The sequence below is a fragment of the Arthrobacter sp. FW306-1B-F12A genome, assembly GCF_058781865.1.
The window spans coordinates 76,563-91,054 of record NZ_JBYSXD010000001.1 but is presented as its reverse complement, the minus strand read 5'-3'; the positions used below and the strand labels follow the sequence as shown (position 1 = coordinate 91,054).

15 protein-coding genes are annotated in these 14,492 nt (G+C 63.2%); 1 reads left to right on the top strand and 14 read right to left on the bottom strand.

Going from position 1 to position 14,492, the window contains the following annotated elements:
- Positions 1–23 precede the first annotated feature (23 nt).
- From AC3WJU_RS00455 to AC3WJU_RS00415, 9 genes are all read right to left on the bottom strand, one after another.
- Positions 24–911 (bottom strand): F0F1 ATP synthase subunit gamma, encoded by an 888-nt coding sequence (locus AC3WJU_RS00455; protein WP_059387614.1) that lies wholly within the window; start codon positions 909–911, stop codon positions 24–26.
- Positions 912–1,004: 93 nt separating this feature from the next.
- On the bottom strand, positions 1,005–2,642 hold the full coding sequence (gene atpA / locus AC3WJU_RS00450; RefSeq protein ID WP_078108478.1) for a F0F1 ATP synthase subunit alpha: 1,638 nt from the start codon (positions 2,640–2,642) through the stop codon (positions 1,005–1,007).
- A gap of 83 nt (positions 2,643–2,725) precedes the next feature.
- Positions 2,726–3,553, bottom strand: a complete 828-nt coding sequence (locus tag AC3WJU_RS00445; RefSeq protein ID WP_284988407.1) for a F0F1 ATP synthase subunit delta — start codon at positions 3,551–3,553, stop codon at positions 2,726–2,728.
- Positions 3,553–4,113: a F0F1 ATP synthase subunit B gene (locus tag AC3WJU_RS00440; RefSeq protein ID WP_078108476.1), complete on the bottom strand. Its 561-nt coding sequence runs from the start codon at positions 4,111–4,113 to the stop codon at positions 3,553–3,555. Before AC3WJU_RS00440 ends, AC3WJU_RS00445 begins: the two co-directional genes overlap by 1 nt.
- 54 nt (positions 4,114–4,167) lie before the next feature.
- Entirely contained in the window at positions 4,168–4,386 is a 219-nt protein-coding gene (gene atpE, locus AC3WJU_RS00435) for an ATP synthase F0 subunit C (protein WP_028264751.1), read from the bottom strand.
- An 82-nt stretch (positions 4,387–4,468) separates the two neighbouring features.
- Entirely contained in the window at positions 4,469–5,269 is an 801-nt protein-coding gene (gene atpB / locus AC3WJU_RS00430; protein ID WP_059387612.1) for a F0F1 ATP synthase subunit A, read from the bottom strand.
- Between the two features lie 81 nt (positions 5,270–5,350).
- The gene (locus AC3WJU_RS00425) at positions 5,351–5,689 is read right to left on the bottom strand and encodes a hypothetical protein (protein ID WP_492258888.1); all 339 of its coding nucleotides are present in this window, start codon (positions 5,687–5,689) and stop codon (positions 5,351–5,353) included.
- Positions 5,676–6,164, bottom strand: coding sequence for a Cg1360 family ATP-synthase-associated protein (locus AC3WJU_RS00420; RefSeq protein ID WP_332601891.1), 489 nt, complete (start codon positions 6,162–6,164; stop codon positions 5,676–5,678). Before AC3WJU_RS00420 ends, AC3WJU_RS00425 begins: the two co-directional genes overlap by 14 nt.
- A 128-nt stretch (positions 6,165–6,292) precedes the next feature.
- Positions 6,293–7,402, bottom strand: coding sequence for an MraY family glycosyltransferase (locus tag AC3WJU_RS00415; RefSeq protein WP_284988410.1), 1,110 nt, complete (start codon positions 7,400–7,402; stop codon positions 6,293–6,295).
- A 213-nt stretch (positions 7,403–7,615) separates the two neighbouring features.
- Between AC3WJU_RS00415 and AC3WJU_RS00410 the strand changes: the two genes are divergently transcribed.
- Positions 7,616–8,512, top strand: coding sequence for a glycosyltransferase (locus AC3WJU_RS00410; RefSeq protein WP_492258887.1), 897 nt, complete (start codon positions 7,616–7,618; stop codon positions 8,510–8,512).
- Between the two features lie 22 nt (positions 8,513–8,534).
- Here the strand turns inward: AC3WJU_RS00410 and AC3WJU_RS00405 are convergent, their stop codons facing one another.
- The 5 genes from AC3WJU_RS00405 to rho form a co-directional block, all read right to left on the bottom strand.
- Complete coding sequence (locus tag AC3WJU_RS00405) at positions 8,535–9,314, bottom strand: WecB/TagA/CpsF family glycosyltransferase (RefSeq protein WP_306960921.1); 780 nt, start codon at positions 9,312–9,314, stop codon at positions 8,535–8,537.
- Positions 9,311–10,126 (bottom strand): L-threonylcarbamoyladenylate synthase, encoded by an 816-nt coding sequence (locus AC3WJU_RS00400; protein WP_492258886.1) that lies wholly within the window; start codon positions 10,124–10,126, stop codon positions 9,311–9,313. The genes AC3WJU_RS00405 and AC3WJU_RS00400 overlap by 4 nt, the downstream gene beginning before the upstream one ends.
- 12 nt (positions 10,127–10,138) lie before the next feature.
- Positions 10,139–11,011: a peptide chain release factor N(5)-glutamine methyltransferase gene (gene prmC, locus AC3WJU_RS00395; RefSeq protein ID WP_284988414.1), complete on the bottom strand. Its 873-nt coding sequence runs from the start codon at positions 11,009–11,011 to the stop codon at positions 10,139–10,141.
- Between the two features lie 18 nt (positions 11,012–11,029).
- Positions 11,030–12,103 carry a peptide chain release factor 1 gene (gene prfA / locus AC3WJU_RS00390; RefSeq protein WP_028264759.1) on the bottom strand — a complete coding sequence of 358 codons (1,074 nt, stop codon included), beginning with the start codon at positions 12,101–12,103 and terminating at the stop codon, positions 11,030–11,032.
- Positions 12,104–12,280: 177 nt separating this feature from the next.
- Entirely contained in the window at positions 12,281–14,398 is a 2,118-nt protein-coding gene (gene rho, locus AC3WJU_RS00385) for a transcription termination factor Rho (protein ID WP_492258885.1), read from the bottom strand.
- Between the last annotated feature and the right edge of the window lie 94 nt (positions 14,399–14,492).

The window sequence follows — 14,492 nt, the reverse complement described above, 5'->3', positions numbered from 1 at the left end:
TGCGCCGAACCATGCACCGGCAACTACGCGCTCAGGGCGTCGGCGCCGGCCACGATTTCGGAAAGCTCCTGCGTGATCTCAGCCTGGCGGGCCGTGTTGCGCAGACGCGTGTACTTCTTGATCAGTTCGGTCGCATTGTCGCCTGCCGACTTCATGGCGCGCTGGCGGGCGGCGAGCTCGGAAGCCGCTGCCTGCAACATTGCCGCGAAGATGCGGGACTCGATGTAACGCGGAAGAAGAGCGTCAAGCACCTGCTCCGACTCCGGTTCGAACTCGTACAGCGGCAGAAGCTCGGACTCGCTGACTGCCTGCTCTTCGACCTCGAGCGGCAGCAGACGGACAACCGTGGGCTCCTGCGTCACCATCGACTTGAAGCGGGTGTAAACGACGTGGATCTCATCCACGCCACCCTCAGCGAAGTCGTTGGCGAACTCTTCGAGAAGAGCGGCGCCGACTTCCTTGGCAGTCTCGAATTCCGGTGCGTCCGTTCCGCCGGTCCACACGCGGGAGTACGAACGGCTGCGGAAGTCGAAGTATGCCTGGGCCTTGCGGCCAACCAGGTAGGTCTTGACTTCCTTGCCCTCTGCCCGGAGAAGCTCGTTGAGACCTTCAGCCTTCTTGAGCACGCTTGCGGAGTAAGAACCAGCCAGGCCACGGTCCGAGGTGATGACCAGGACGGCGGCACGGCGGATCTGCTCCGGCTCGGTGACTAGCGGGTGATCGATTTCGCTCTGGCTTGCGACAGCAGAAACAGCACGGGTAATCGCGTTTGCGTAGGGCGTCGAAGCTGCAACGCGGGCGCGGGCCTTACCGATGCGCGAGGTAGCGATCAGTTCCATCGCCTTGAAGATCTTGCGCATCGACGTCGTCGAGCTGATCTTCTGGCGGTAGACCCGGATCTGGGCTCCCATACATTTCCTTTCCTAAGATCCCGATGGATCAGCGGCTAAGGCTTTGGCGAAGGTACCGGGCCTGCGGATTCCGCAGGCCCGATAACCAATGCTCTAGCGCTTCTGCTTGACGATCTTTTCCTGGTCGACTTCGCCACCGGAAATCGCTTCGTGCTCTTCGTGGCCGGCGCCAACCAAGCGGTTGTCGCCCTCCCCGAAGAAGCCCTTCTTGAAGTCGATGATCGAGGACTTCAGCGCTTCAGCGGTGTCGTCGTCCAGGACGTTGGTCTGCGCCAGCGTGGTCAGGATGGAGGACTTGTGCTTGAGGTGCTCCAGGAACTCGGACTCGAAACGGCTGACATCCTCAACCGGAACGTCGTCCAAGTAGCCCTTCGTACCGGCCCAGATGGAGACAACCTGGTCCTCGACCGGGAACGGCGAGTACTGGCCCTGCTTGAGCAGTTCCATCAGGCGGGCACCACGGGTCAGCTGCTGGCGTGACGCCGCGTCGAGGTCGGACGCGAACATCGCGAAGGCCTGCATGTCGCGGTACTGCGCCAGGTCCAGCTTCAAGGTACCGGAGACCTTCTTCATGGACTTGACCTGTGCCGCACCACCAACACGGGACACGGACACGCCGACGTCAACAGCGGGGCGCTGGTTGGCGTTGAACAGGTCCGACTGCAGGAAGATCTGGCCGTCGGTGATGGAGATGACGTTGGTCGGGATGTAGGCCGAGACGTCGTTCGCCTTGGTTTCCACGATCGGAAGACCGGTCATCGAGCCTGCGCCGAGCTCATCGGAGAGCTTGGCACAACGCTCCAGCAGACGGGAGTGCAAGTAGAAAACGTCACCCGGGTACGCTTCGCGTCCCGGCGGGCGGCGGAGCAGCAGGGACACTGCACGGTAGGCTTCGGCCTGCTTCGACAGGTCGTCGAAGATCACCAGGACGTGCTTGCCGCCGTACATCCAGTGCTGGCCGATGGCCGAGCCGGCGTACGGAGCCAGGTACTTGAAGCCGGCCGGGTCGGATGCCGGAGACGCCACGATGGTGGTGTATTCCAGCGCGCCGTGGTCTTCCAGGGTCTGGCGGACGGCAGCGATGGTGGAAGCCTTCTGGCCGACACCGACGTAAACGCAGCGCACCTGCTTGGTGACATCGCCCGAAGCCCAGTTGGCCTTCTGGTTGATGATGGTGTCCACGGCGATCGCGGTCTTGCCGGTCTGGCGGTCACCGATAATCAGCTGGCGCTGGCCACGGCCGATCGGAATCATGGCGTCGATTGCCTTGAGACCGGTCTGCATGGGCTCATGAACCGACTTACGCTGGGTCACGCCCGGAGCCTGGAGTTCCAGGGCACGGGTGGTCTCGGCCTTGATCTCGCCGAGGTCGTCGATCGGCTGGCCCAAGGGGTCAACTACGCGGCCAAGGAAGGCGTCGCCTACCGGGACGGACAGGATTTCACCGGTGCGGTGGACTTCCTGGCCTTCTTCGATACCGGTGAAGTCACCGAGGATGATGACGCCGATTTCGCGGACGTCGAGGTTCTGGGCCAAGCCCAGGGTGCCGTCTTCGAAGCGAAGCAGCTCGTTCGCCATGACCGAGGGAAGGCCCTCAACACGGGCGATGCCGTCACTTGCGGCGGTCACGCGGCCGACCTCTACGCGCTCTGCGTTTCCGGGTTCGTAGGACGCCGCGAACTCGTTCAACGCATTACGGACGTCGTCGGCGTTGATGGTCAATTCGGCCATCTGCAGTCCCTGCTCTCCTGTTTTCGTGATCATCGTTGCTCACGATGACCGGTGTTTGTATCAGTTAAGTTGTGCTTGTCTGGCTAGCCAGCGAGTTGCCGGCGGAGTTCGGACAGGCGGGCTACGACGGAAGCGTCAACCACTTCGTCTGCCACCTGGACCCGGATTCCACCGATCAGAGTTGGATCAACGCTGACGTTGACCTTCAGCTCGCGGCCGTAGAGGGCATCAAGCCCGGCCTGCAGACGGCTGGCCTGCGCATCCGTCAACGGACGGGTAACGCGGACAGTTGCGATCCAGCGCTGCTGGCGCTTGGCTGCAAGCTTGGCGAAATTGTCGATGAGCTTGCTCGGCTTGACGCCGCGCGGCTGCGATACGGCCTGGGCGATGAGGAGCTGGGCTTCCGGGCTTGCGCCAGGAACCAACTTCTCCGCCAGGCTGATCTTGGCCGCGGCACTTGCCTGCGACTCTCCCAGGGCACGTTGTACCTCGTGGCTGGAAGCAACGGTCTGGTTGAAAGCAAACAGATCGTTTTCCAGCTCTTCCAGCCCCGTGATTCCGGAGGCAGAAACGGCCGACTTGTTTTCAGCCACGGCGATGACCACCGTGGCGGCAAGAGTCTCGAGTGCATCGCCGATATCGCGTGCCGATGCCCAGCGTGAGCTGGCCAATCCACTCGCGATTTCCGCAGCATCAGCGGAGACTTTCCCGCCAACCAGCTGCTTGACCAGCGCCGACTTTTCTTCTCCGCTGCGGGAGGGGTCAGTCAGGGCGCGGCGCAAGCCAGCCGAGCTGTCCACCGTTCCCAGGATTCCGAAGAGGTCCTTAGCCAACTGCAGCGAGGCCGTCGGAAGCGTGGCTTCCAACTGCTCCAGCGCCTTGGTCAGCGATTCGCTCGATACACCTGCCATTACTTAGCTGCACCTGCGCTCTGGGTCTCCAGATCTGCAAGGAAGCGGTCCACCACGCGGGCGGCACGCTCGTCATCGCTGAGCGATTCGCCAACGATGCGCTCTGCCAAAGTCGTGGCAAGGGTGCCCACCTCGGAACGCAGGGAGACAACAGCTGCCTGGCGCTCCGATTCGATCTGGGCGTACGCCTGCTCAGTGATGCGAGCCGACTCGGCTGCTGCCTTGGTCTTCAGCTCCGCGAGGATCTGGGCACCTTCGGCTCGAGCTTCTTCGCGGATGCGGTTGGCTTCGGCGCGGGCATCGTGGAGCTGCTGCTTGTACTCTTCGAGAGCTGCAGAAGCTTCGGCCTGGGCCTTTTCAGCCTTGGCAATGCCGCCCTCAATCGCCTCTGCGCGCTCGGCAAAGGTCTTCTCGAACATCGGGACAACAAACTTGACCACGATGTACAAGAGGACCACGAAGCCGGCGAAGACGACGCCCATTTCCCAGAGATTGGGAACGAGCGGATTAGCCGACTCGGCGGCACCTTGAGCGGCGGCTGAGATGATCTGCTGATTCATGTTTCACCCGTCCTTATCTACTCGGTTCTGAATGTTCGCTTGGTTCTTAGCGGTTTACTTGAGAACGAAAGCGAAGACCAGGCCGAGGATGGCGAGGGCTTCCGTCAGAGCCAGACCAAGGAACGCGATCGGCTGGAGCACGCGCTGGGCTTCCGGCTGACGTGCAACACCGTTGATGTAAGCAGCAAATACGAGACCCACACCGATACCACCGCCGATTGCGGAGAGACCGTAGCCAATGAGGTTAAGGGAGCCGTTGATGTCGCCGTTCATTGTATTCCTTTCAAGATGCCGCAGTCGCGGCAGGTTGTTTGGTTTGCTTCAACCCCCGAAGGGGAAGATTGAGGGGTTGTGCCTAGTGGCTGTCGGCGTGGAGCGCGCCTTCGATGTAGATCGCAGTCAGAAGGGTGAAGACGTATGCCTGAAGCACCATGATCAAGGCTTCGAGCATGTACATGGCGACGGCGCCAACAAGTACCAGCACGGATGCGCCTTTGAGAAGGACGTTCTCCTGCATGACAAGGAACTCAATACCGGAGCCGGCGATCATCACGATGAGGTGTCCGGCCATCATGGTGGCGAAGAGACGGAGGCTGTGCGTCACGGGCCGGACCAGGAAGTTGGAGATGATTTCGATCGGTACGACGATCGGCAGGATGTACCAAGGAACTCCGGAAGGAACCGTGGCCAGCTTGAAGTACTTCAGGCCGTTCTTCCTGATGCCGATGCCGATCCAGGTGACGTACACGACTGCGGCCAGCACATAGGCCCCGCCGACGTGCGAGAAGCTCGGAAGCTGGATCACGGGAATGGCGCCGTAGATGTTGTTCACCAGGATGAAGAAGAACAAGGAGAACAGAAGCGGCACGAACTTCATGAAGTCGCGGCCGCCGATAATGTCCTTGGCGATGCTGTTGCGGACGAAGCCGTAGGCCATCTCGCCTGCGAACTGCAGTTTGCCGGGAACCAACTGCTGCTTGCGTGCAGCAGCAATGAAGAATGTGGCGATAAGGACCACCGACAGGATCACCAGCAACATCTGCTTGGAGAAGCCATCGCTCGCACCCCACGGCAGGATAGCCGGCAGGTGCATTTGGTCGATTCCGGGAGGAGTGAAGGTCCCTGAATCCTGGGCCGGGAGCGCAAGCGCGATCAACGCGTTTCCTCTCTGCAGTGTCCATCATTGGGCGTTGTTGAGGATCCGGCCGCGTTTCTTGCAGCCATTTCCCGTGTGAAATTATTTGGCATTACTGTTCCCGTCCTGGGACGGACCACTGTCTGCTTTGCTTCCACCGGAAGACGAGCGATGACTTGTGAGGCCGTGCATATGGGAAAGATAGAACCCTCCTGCGGCTCCAAGCAGAGCGCCAAGGAGCACAATCCAGCGAGTCCCCCACAGATTATCCAGACCCCAGCCTATCAAACTCCAGACTATGATTCCGCCAACAATGTAGCTGAAGACGGCTATGCCGGCGTTGTATCCGCCGTCGATTCCGTCGCTCACTTGCTCAGCGGAATCGCCGGTTTTTGGGGCATTGAGCGTAGCGGAGCGTCGCTTGTTCCTAGGAGTGAACATCGTCGCCCCCTTTGCCCGCTGCGGGGTCGTTGTAGATCTGGAGCCGGGCCTTGCTGAAGCCGTAGATTTCGGCGGTTTGCCACGAGACAACCGTGACGACGGCGCCGATCACGAACCAGCGTCCGTGCAGCCAGGCGGGCGCTCCCACGACGAAGAGCACCACCGCGAAGCCGACCACCTTGACAAAGTAGCTGGCAACGAAAAGGCCGACCGCGCCGGAGGGGTTATCCCGGCCGACGAAATGGCCGATCAGGAGGCTGATAGCAAAAAATGCCATCACGATCGCCCCGCCGAATGCGGCAGAGAGCACCCCTACGCCACCGTTCATGACCGCCGCAACAGCCGACGTTGCCGCGAGGGCCGCCACCGCCGTCGTCGAGCTGAGGAAAAGAAGCCGCAGCCACAGCGAAGACGTGGAGCGGGGGGCAGCAACGCCGCTCGAGTCGGACTGCTGTCCGCCGGCGTTGGAGGTCATGGGGATGCCAATCGTCGTGGCAAGAATGCCAAAGTCTCAAAAAGGGTGGGTGCGCGGGCGAGTGACTGTCCGCCCTAGAATTCTACATGAGATAGAACTGTGATGTTAACGCCCTCGTCACACATCGTCTACTGGGCAGCGCGCCCTTTTCGGACAAAGTAGGGCCAGGCCGTCACCCCGGCCATGATCAATGCGGCCACGATGTCGACCGTGAGGACCATCTGCCAGGGGAAGATGGCGAACGCGAGGCCTCCGAACGCCAGAATGCAGGTCCACACGTACATCATGAGCACCGCCGTGCGGTGGGTGTGGCCGAGCTCGATGAGCTTGTGGTGCAAGTGACCGCGATCCGCAGACCATGGCGATTGGCCGCGAGCTGTCCGCCGCAACACCGCCAAGCCGAGGTCCAGCAACGGCAGCGACAAAATCGCGAACGGCAGCAGGATGGGCACGATGGTCGGAATACCGTTGGCGCGGTCGTAGAGTCCGGAACTGATCTGGCCCGTGGACACCACACCGGCCGAGGCCATCACGAGGCCCAGAAGCATGGCGCCGGAGTCGCCCATGAAGATTTTGGCCGGGAACCAGTTATGCGGCAGGAATCCGATGCAACAACCGACGATGATGGCCATCAGCAGCGCCGCCAGATCCGAGCGGTCCGTCAGCGTTGCATTGCGGTGGACCCAATATGCCGTCAGGAAGAACGCAACCCCGCCGATCGCGGCGACGCCGGCCGCGAGGCCATCGAGGCCATCGATGAAATTGACGGCGTTCATGGTGGTCACGATGAGGAGCGCAGTCAGGACAATCCGTAGCGGTTCCGCCTCGATCCGGATGGGTTCCGGGACAAAAGGAATCACGGACATCTGCACGCCCCAGACCGCAACGATCGTACCCGCCGTGCATTGACCGATCAGCTTGACCCACCAGCGGATGTCCATCACGTCGTCGGCAACACCGACCGCGACGATCACCAAGGCACCCGCCAGGATTCCCCACGGCGCACCGTTTCCGTGGAAGATGTCCTTCACGAAGAACGAATTGCTGGCTACCACGAGGGCCACGGCGAAGCCTGCGAAGAGTCCCAGGCCTCCGAGCCTGGAAATCGGGACTGAGTGCATATCCCGGCTGCGGATGGGGGCGAAAAGCCGGAGTTTGTTACCCATCTGGCGGGCTACCCACGTAGCGAGATACGACACGACGGCAGCCGTGAGCATCATGAGCGAATACATGATCACGTGGCGGCTCCTGTTGGCGGTGGTGGTGGATTATGTCCCTGGCGACTAGCTGCCGGCACAACACCTGCAACACCTCTGCGCACCGCCGAATATTGCTGTACTACAGTTGGACTCTGTCAAGATACTAGCGTCAACGGCGGCTTTGCTCCGTTTCACGCGCCCCTAGGGCGAGCCGGGAGGACCCTCCCCGCGAGTGCCCGGAAGGAACCCTACATGACTGTCTCCGTTGCCGTAGCGGCTGTGACCTTTGACCGCCCCGGAGAGCTAGCAGTCTTGCTCGACGCCATCAACAAGCAGTCCATGCCCGTGGACACCATTTGCCTCGTGGACAGCGGAACCATTCCTTCGCGGGAGCTTGCGTCAAGCCATCCAAAAGTGGACTACGTCCGCTCGGAGGCGAACCTGGGCGGCGCGGGCGGCTTCGCCCTCGCAATCCTCAAGGCGGTCGCCAGCGGCGCCGAATGGGTCTGGATCATGGACGACGACGCCGAACCCGGCGATCCTGCCTGTCTTGAAACCCTGGTTCGCGAAGCAGAGGCCCGCGGACTCGACGCCGTCGTGCCGCTCGTCGTTGCGCCCGGCCACCCGGACAAGCTCTCCTTCTTCTTCCGCATCGACGGCAAGGTGACCCACGAACGCGCCGAAGTCGAGAAGGCGGGGTTCCTGCCCGACGTCGGGCACTTCTTCAACGGCGCGCTCATCCGTTCCAATGTGTTCTTCAAAGTGGGAGTGCCGGATATCCGGCTGTTCATCCGGGGCGACGAGGTGGACTTCATGATCCGCCTTAGGAAAGCGGGAATCCGCTTCGGTACCGTCGCGACGGCCTGGATCAGCCACCCGCACGCGTTTTCCGAGACAAAGCACGTCTTCGGCGCGCGCTGGCACGTGATCGTGCCGGATTCGGCGTTCAAGCGATACTTCTACTACCGCAACCGCGGCTACTTGATCCGCCGCTACCGCCGCGGAAAATCCCTGGTGGCCGACGTCGGAGGCTACTTGGGCTACTTCCTCCCCCGGGGTGACTTCCGCGGGCTCGCCGAATGGTTCCGGGCGTTCTCCGCCGGCTTGCGGGACAAGGGCTTTGGCCCCCTGGAGGACCAGAAGTTCTAGCGGCCCTGCCGGGCACTTCGGTTCAGGCGCTGTTCCTGCCGGAGAGCCGACGGCGGACCAGCAGGCCGAGGAGCACCCACGGCTCGCCGAAGACCCTGTAGGCGACGCGTCCCGGGTGCAGGACGAGCCGCCATGCCCATTCGAGCCCGAGGCGGCCCAGCCAGCGTGGAGCGAGCTTCTGGAGGCCCGCCAACTGTTCGATGGCGCCACCGACGGTGCAGTAGACGGCAGGCGGAAGCTCGTCGAGACGGCGGTGCAGGACCGATTCCTGCAGCGGCATTCCAAGGCCAAGAAGCACGAGTTGCGGGCGGAATTCCGCGAGCCAGGCGACGGCGGCCTCTTCGCTGTCATCGTCCCAATTCTCACCGGGCCGCCCGGAGACCTCGGCGCCCGGCACGATTTTGCGGAGGCGCTCCACCGTCTTGCTGTTGGCCTCCGGGCCGGCGCCGACGACGGCGATCCTGCGCAGGCCTTCGACGCCGCCTAGCGCCGGCACCCAGTCAGTGGATCCCAGACGGTATTCCATCAACCCCGCGGCATCGCCCCGTGAAGCTCCGCGCCGTCCAAGTCCCCAGAGCATGGCGACAGGCGCACCATCCATGAGCACCACATCGCTGCGTTCATAGAGGCGGCGGAAATCCGGGCTCGAATGGAACAGCGTGACGCTGTGCAGATTGTGCCCGAGGACAACCTTGGTGGTGCCGTCCGAAACGTACCCGCTGATGGCTTCGATGAGTTCGTCGGCGCACAGTGCGGTGACGTCTACGTCCAGAAGGGGAACGCGATCCCGGACCAGGCTCATTCGGCCCTGGTCTCCGTGTGGACAGGGGTCTCGGCCTGTTCCTCCGGGGCTTTTTCCGTCTCGGACGCCGGTTCCGCCGCTGTTTCAGCCGCGGCCGTTTCAGGCGCCGGTTCAGTATCAGGTGCGGCTTCAGCCGCGGGTTCGGGCGCCGCTTCCCCGAGGGCCAGCACCCCGGGAACAATCTCGCGGAGGCGTTCCAGGGAAATCGCACCATCGCGGACCACCCGAAGCGGCAGCGCGGTGGCGTCGACAATCGTGGACGCTACGGACTCGGTTCCCTCGACAGGCCGGAAGCCGCCCTCAAGGTACACCTCGACCGATTCAGCAAGCTGGGTCCTCGCCTCGGAGGCTGTCTGCGCGGCGGCCTGGCCGGTGCGGTTTGCCGAGGACACCGCTAGCGGTCCGGTGCGGTTGAGCAGTTCAAGCGCAATTTCATCGTCGGGCATGCGCAGGGCCACGGTTCCGCGGGTCTCCCCCAGGTCCCAATCCAAGGACGGCTGGGCGTGGAAGATCAGCGTCAGGCCGCCGGGCCAGAAGGCTTCCGCGAGCTTGCGGGCTTCTTCCGATACATCGGTTGCCAGCCCGTCCAGCGCATTGAGCCGCGGAATCAGCACCGGGGGCGGCATATGGCGGCCGCGGCCTTTCGAGACAAGCAGCATGGTCACGGCTTGCGGCGAGAAAGCGTCGGCGGCAATGCCGTAGACAGTGTCCGTCGGCATGACGACACACTTTTTCTCGCTGATGGCGCGCTGCGCATGCTCCAGGCCTTCGGCGCGTTGTTCCTCTGACGTGCAGTTGTAGCTTGTGGTCACAGCGCTATTCTTTCATTTCCCGGAGGCAGCGATTGCCAACACTGCGCTCGTGGCACGTTCCTTGCCATTGAGATCGAGGTGGGTGGCGACGTGCGTCCAGCAACCGGCAGCCTTCAGGTGTTCGGCAATCCAGCCCGCCTGCACTTCCGCGTGCTCCATCACGAAGTAGCCGCCGCCCTTGAGGAGCCGGGCAGCGGAGGCTGCAGCCGCCGTCGGAAGCTCCATTCCGTCCGCTCCCCCGCCGTACAGTGCCTCCGGCGGATCGTGCAGCGCCACTTCAGGTTCGTTCGGAATTGCTTCAGCCGGGATATAGGGCGGATTGGAAACGACGACGTCGAACGTTCCATCGTGTTCGGGCAGTGCATTGCGAAGGTCGCCTTGCACGAGCTTCACTCCGAGGGGCTTCAGGTTCTTCGCGGCCCAGGCGTGGGCGAACGTGCTGAATTCGACGGCGTGGACCTCGGCCCCGGGCACTTCGTGGGCGATCGACGCCGCGATGGCGCCGGAGCCTGTGCCAAGGTCAACCACCTTGGGGTGCTCGAGTCCCTGGAGGTGGTCGATGACGAGCTGGACCACGGATTCCGTTTCCGGTCGCGGAATGAACACGCCAGGGCCCACGGCGAGTGTGAGGTAGCGGAAGTGCGCGACGCCGGTGATGTGCTGGAGCGGGACGCGCTGGGCCCGCTCGGCCACCAAGTCCGCGTAGCCTTCCGGGGCCTCGGAATCGCCCAGCAGCATGGCGCGCAGGCGGCCGAGGCCGACGCCCAGGAGGTGTTCCGCGAGGAGTTCAGCGTCCACGCGCGGAGTGGGGACTCCGGCGTCGGACAGGATGGCTGTTGCCTCGCGGACAGCGTCGGCGAGGCTTTGGCCCGGAAAGAACGTCATGAAGATCCTTGCAGGCTGTTACTCGCCCAGGGCATCCAGGCGCGACTGTTCATCCATTTCGATGGCCGATTGGATGACCGGCTCCAGGTCGCCGTTCATGACGGCGTCGAGGTTGTAGGCCTTGTAGCCCGTCCGGTGGTCGGCAATCCGGTTTTCGGGGAAGTTGTACGTGCGGATGCGCTCGGAACGGTCCATGGTGCGGATCTGCGACTTGCGCTGGGCCGAGTTCTCGGCGTCGATCTGCTCCTGCTGGTGTGCCAGGATACGGGCACGAAGGACGCGCATGCCTGCTTCACGGTTCTGGAGCTGGGACTTTTCGTTCTGCATAGCCACCACGATGCCCGTGGGGAGGTGCGTAATGCGGACGGCAGAGTCCGTGGTGTTGACGGATTGGCCGCCGGGACCTGAAGACCGGTAGACGTCGATCTTGAGGTCGTTCTGGTTGATTTCGAGCTCTTCAGGCTCATCCACTTCGGGAAGCACGAGTACGCCGGCCGCGGACGTGTGGATGCGGCCCTGCGACTCCGTGACGGGAACACGCTGGACGCGGTGCACGCCGCCTTCGAACTTCAAGCGGGCATAGACGCCTTCTGCGGGATCGTTCGAGTTGCCCTTGACGGCCATCTGGACGTCCTTGTAGCCTCCCAGGTCCGATTCCGTGGCCGAAATGAGTTCGGTCTTCCACCCGCGGGACTCGGCGTAACGCATGTACATGCGCAGCAGGTCCCCGGCGAAGAGCGCAGCTTCGTCGCCGCCTTCGCCGCCCTTGACCTCGAGAATGACGTTGCGGGCGTCGTCGGGATCGCGAGGGATCAGCAGCCTGCGCAACTTCTCCTGCGCTGCCGGAAGCTTCGCCTCGATTTCGTCTACCTCGGCAGCAAATTCGGCGTCCTCGGAAGCCATTTCCTTGGCCGCTTCGAGATCGTCCATGAGCCCGCGCCAACGGTTGTACGCCTCGACGATGCCCTGCAACTGGGCAGAGCGCCGCCCCAACTTGCGGGCCAAAGCCTGGTCGGCATAAACGGCAGGATCACTCAACTGCGCCTGGATAGCAGCATGCTCGTCAAGCAATCCCTGTACGGACTCAAACATTTTCAAACCTCTTTCGACTTCTACAAGTCTAATAACTGCAACGCGGGGTCACTTACGGCCCATCCAGGCCCTCGGCATGGGCCGTAAGTGACCCCGCGTTGCAAAGGGAAGGGGCGGGAGCGGAACATCCGCGCGGCACCAACCGCACGAACGAACCAGCGCCCGCCCCTAAAACAGCTATTTGTCGTTATCCGACTTGGCTCCAAGAGTCGTCTTCTGTACCTGCATGAGGAACTCGACGTTGCTCCCGGTCTCCCGGATCTTGTTGGTCAAGAGTTCAAGGCTCTGCTGGGTCTCGAGTCCGGAGAGGACGCGGCGCAGCTTCCACATGATCTTGACTTCTTCGGCCGAAAGCAGGTTCTCTTCGCGACGGGTACCCGAAGCGTTGACGTCCACGGCCGGGAAGATGCGCTTGTCCGCCAGCTGGCGGGACAGGCGGAGCTCCATGTTGCCCGTGCCCTTGAACTCTTCGAAGATGACCTCGTCCATCTTGGAACCGGTCTCCACGAGCGCGGTTGCCAGGATAGTGAGCGAGCCACCGTTTTCGATGTTGCGCGCAGCACCGAAGAAGCGCTTCGGCGGGTAGAGCGCAGCGGAGTCGACACCACCGGACAGGATACGGCCGGAGGCCGGTGCTGCCAGGTTGTAGGCGCGGCCCAGGCGGGTCATGGAGTCCAGGAGGACTACCACGTCCATGCCCATTTCCACGAGGCGCTTGGCGCGTTCGATGGAAAGCTCGGCAACCGTGGTGTGGTCATCGGCAGGACGGTCGAAGGTGGAGGCAATGACCTCGCCCTTGACGGTGCGCTGCATGTCCGTGACTTCTTCGGGACGTTCGTCCACCAGCACCATCATGAGGTGGACCTCAGGGTTGTTGGTGGTGATCGCGTTGGCGATGGACTGCAGGATGAGCGTCTTGCCGGCCTTGGGCGGGGAGACAATCAGGCCGCGCTGGCCCTTGCCGATCGGGGCCACGAGATCGATGACACGCGGGCCGATCTTCTTGGGGTCCGTTTCGAGGCGCAGTCGCTCGGACGGGTACAGCGGAACCAGCTTGGCGAATTCGACGCGGTCCTTGAGCTCTTCGGGCGTCTTGCCATTGACCGACGTGACGCGGACGAGCGCGTTGAACTTCTGGCGCGCGGACTGCTGGCTGCGGTCCTCGCCGTCGCGCGGGGCGCGGATTGCGCCGACGACGGCGTCACCCTTGCGCAGGTTGTACTTCTTGACCTGGGCGAGGGACACGTACACGTCGTTGGCGCCGGGCAGGTACCCCGAGGTGCGGATGAACGCGTAGTTCTCCAGTACGTCCAGGATGCCGGCAACAGGCAGCAGGACGTCGTCCTCGGTGACCTCGACGTCGTCGACGTCGGGACCCTGGCCACGGCCACGGCGGCGTTCGTTGCGGTCGCGGAAGCGGTCGCTACGGGTGTTTCCATCGCGGTTGTCACGATTGTCCTGCGGACCCGGACGATCGTTGCGGTCGCGACGGTTGCGACGATTGCGGCGGTTGCCGGTGTCATCGCCGTCGTTCGTGTCTTCGCGACGCGTACGGGTGTTGTCGCGGCGTTCGCGCTGGCCGGGTTCGCCGGCTTCGACAGAGGCCTGCTCGCCCTGGCGCTGCTGTGCCTGGCGCTGTTCGGGCTGGCGCTGCTCTGTCTGGCGCTGCTCTGTCTGGCGCTGTTCAGGCTGGCGCTGTTCTACGCGGGGCTGTTCGGCCTGGGGCTGCTCTGCGGCGCGGGTTTCGGCGGCTTCACCGGCCTCTACCGGAGCGGCCTCGCCACGACGACGGTTCCGCGTGCGCGGCTGGCGGCGTTCGCCGGCGGCCTCGCTTGCTTCTGCGACGGGAGCGGCGGGAGCCTCGACGACGGCGGCGGGAGCCTCCGCGGTTTCCGTAGCGGCAGGAGCGGCAACAACGCCATCGCTGGTGGCGCGACGGCTTCGGCCACGGCCACGTGCACGGGTGCCGTCCTGCGCAGGAGCTTCAACAGGTGCTGCGGCAGGTGCGGCAGCGGTCTCAGCTTCCGGGGCTGCAGGCGCGGCCTTTGCTGCCACGGCCTTGGCCGCGGTGGGAGCCTTGCTGGTGGTTGCACCGGCACGGTGGGCCGAGATAGCCGAGACCAAGTCCCCCTTGCGCATCCGGGATCCGCCCGAAATGCCCAGCTGACTGGCGAGAGCCTGGAGCTGCGCGAGCTTGAGGCCTGCAAGGCCGCTGCTCTTAGCGGTTGCGGCCGTTGATTCAGCTGCAGAAGATGTTGTTTCCACAGCTGAAGCCAGCTCAGTGGTTTCTGTCACGAAGGATCCTTCCCCCTCGACGGCGTCCAGACCTAGAGCTGGACGCGATGATTTGTTCTGGACTGCAGTTCAGATCTGCAGCCGTGATTTCGGT

Coding starts and splice junctions, on each gene's coding strand:
- AC3WJU_RS00440 (WP_078108476.1), bottom strand. CDS start 4,113: ATGAATCAGCAGATCATCTCAGCCGCCGCTCAAGGTGCCGCCGAGTCG.
- AC3WJU_RS00445 (WP_284988407.1), bottom strand. CDS start 3,553: ATGGCAGGTGTATCGAGCGAATCGCTGACCAAGGCGCTGGAGCAGTTG.
- AC3WJU_RS00425 (WP_492258888.1), bottom strand. CDS start 5,689: ATGTTCACTCCTAGGAACAAGCGACGCTCCGCTACGCTCAATGCCCCA.
- AC3WJU_RS00420 (WP_332601891.1), bottom strand. CDS start 6,164: ATGACCTCCAACGCCGGCGGACAGCAGTCCGACTCGAGCGGCGTTGCT.
- AC3WJU_RS00455 (WP_059387614.1), bottom strand. CDS start 911: ATGGGAGCCCAGATCCGGGTCTACCGCCAGAAGATCAGCTCGACGACG.
- atpE (WP_028264751.1), bottom strand. CDS start 4,386: ATGAACGGCGACATCAACGGCTCCCTTAACCTCATTGGCTACGGTCTC.
- AC3WJU_RS00405 (WP_306960921.1), bottom strand. CDS start 9,314: ATGAGCCTGGTCCGGGATCGCGTTCCCCTTCTGGACGTAGACGTCACC.
- prmC (WP_284988414.1), bottom strand. CDS start 11,011: ATGACGTTCTTTCCGGGCCAAAGCCTCGCCGACGCTGTCCGCGAGGCA.
- prfA (WP_028264759.1), bottom strand. CDS start 12,103: ATGTTTGAGTCCGTACAGGGATTGCTTGACGAGCATGCTGCTATCCAG.
- atpA (WP_078108478.1), bottom strand. CDS start 2,642: ATGGCCGAATTGACCATCAACGCCGACGACGTCCGTAATGCGTTGAAC.
- AC3WJU_RS00410 (WP_492258887.1), top strand. CDS start 7,616: ATGACTGTCTCCGTTGCCGTAGCGGCTGTGACCTTTGACCGCCCCGGA.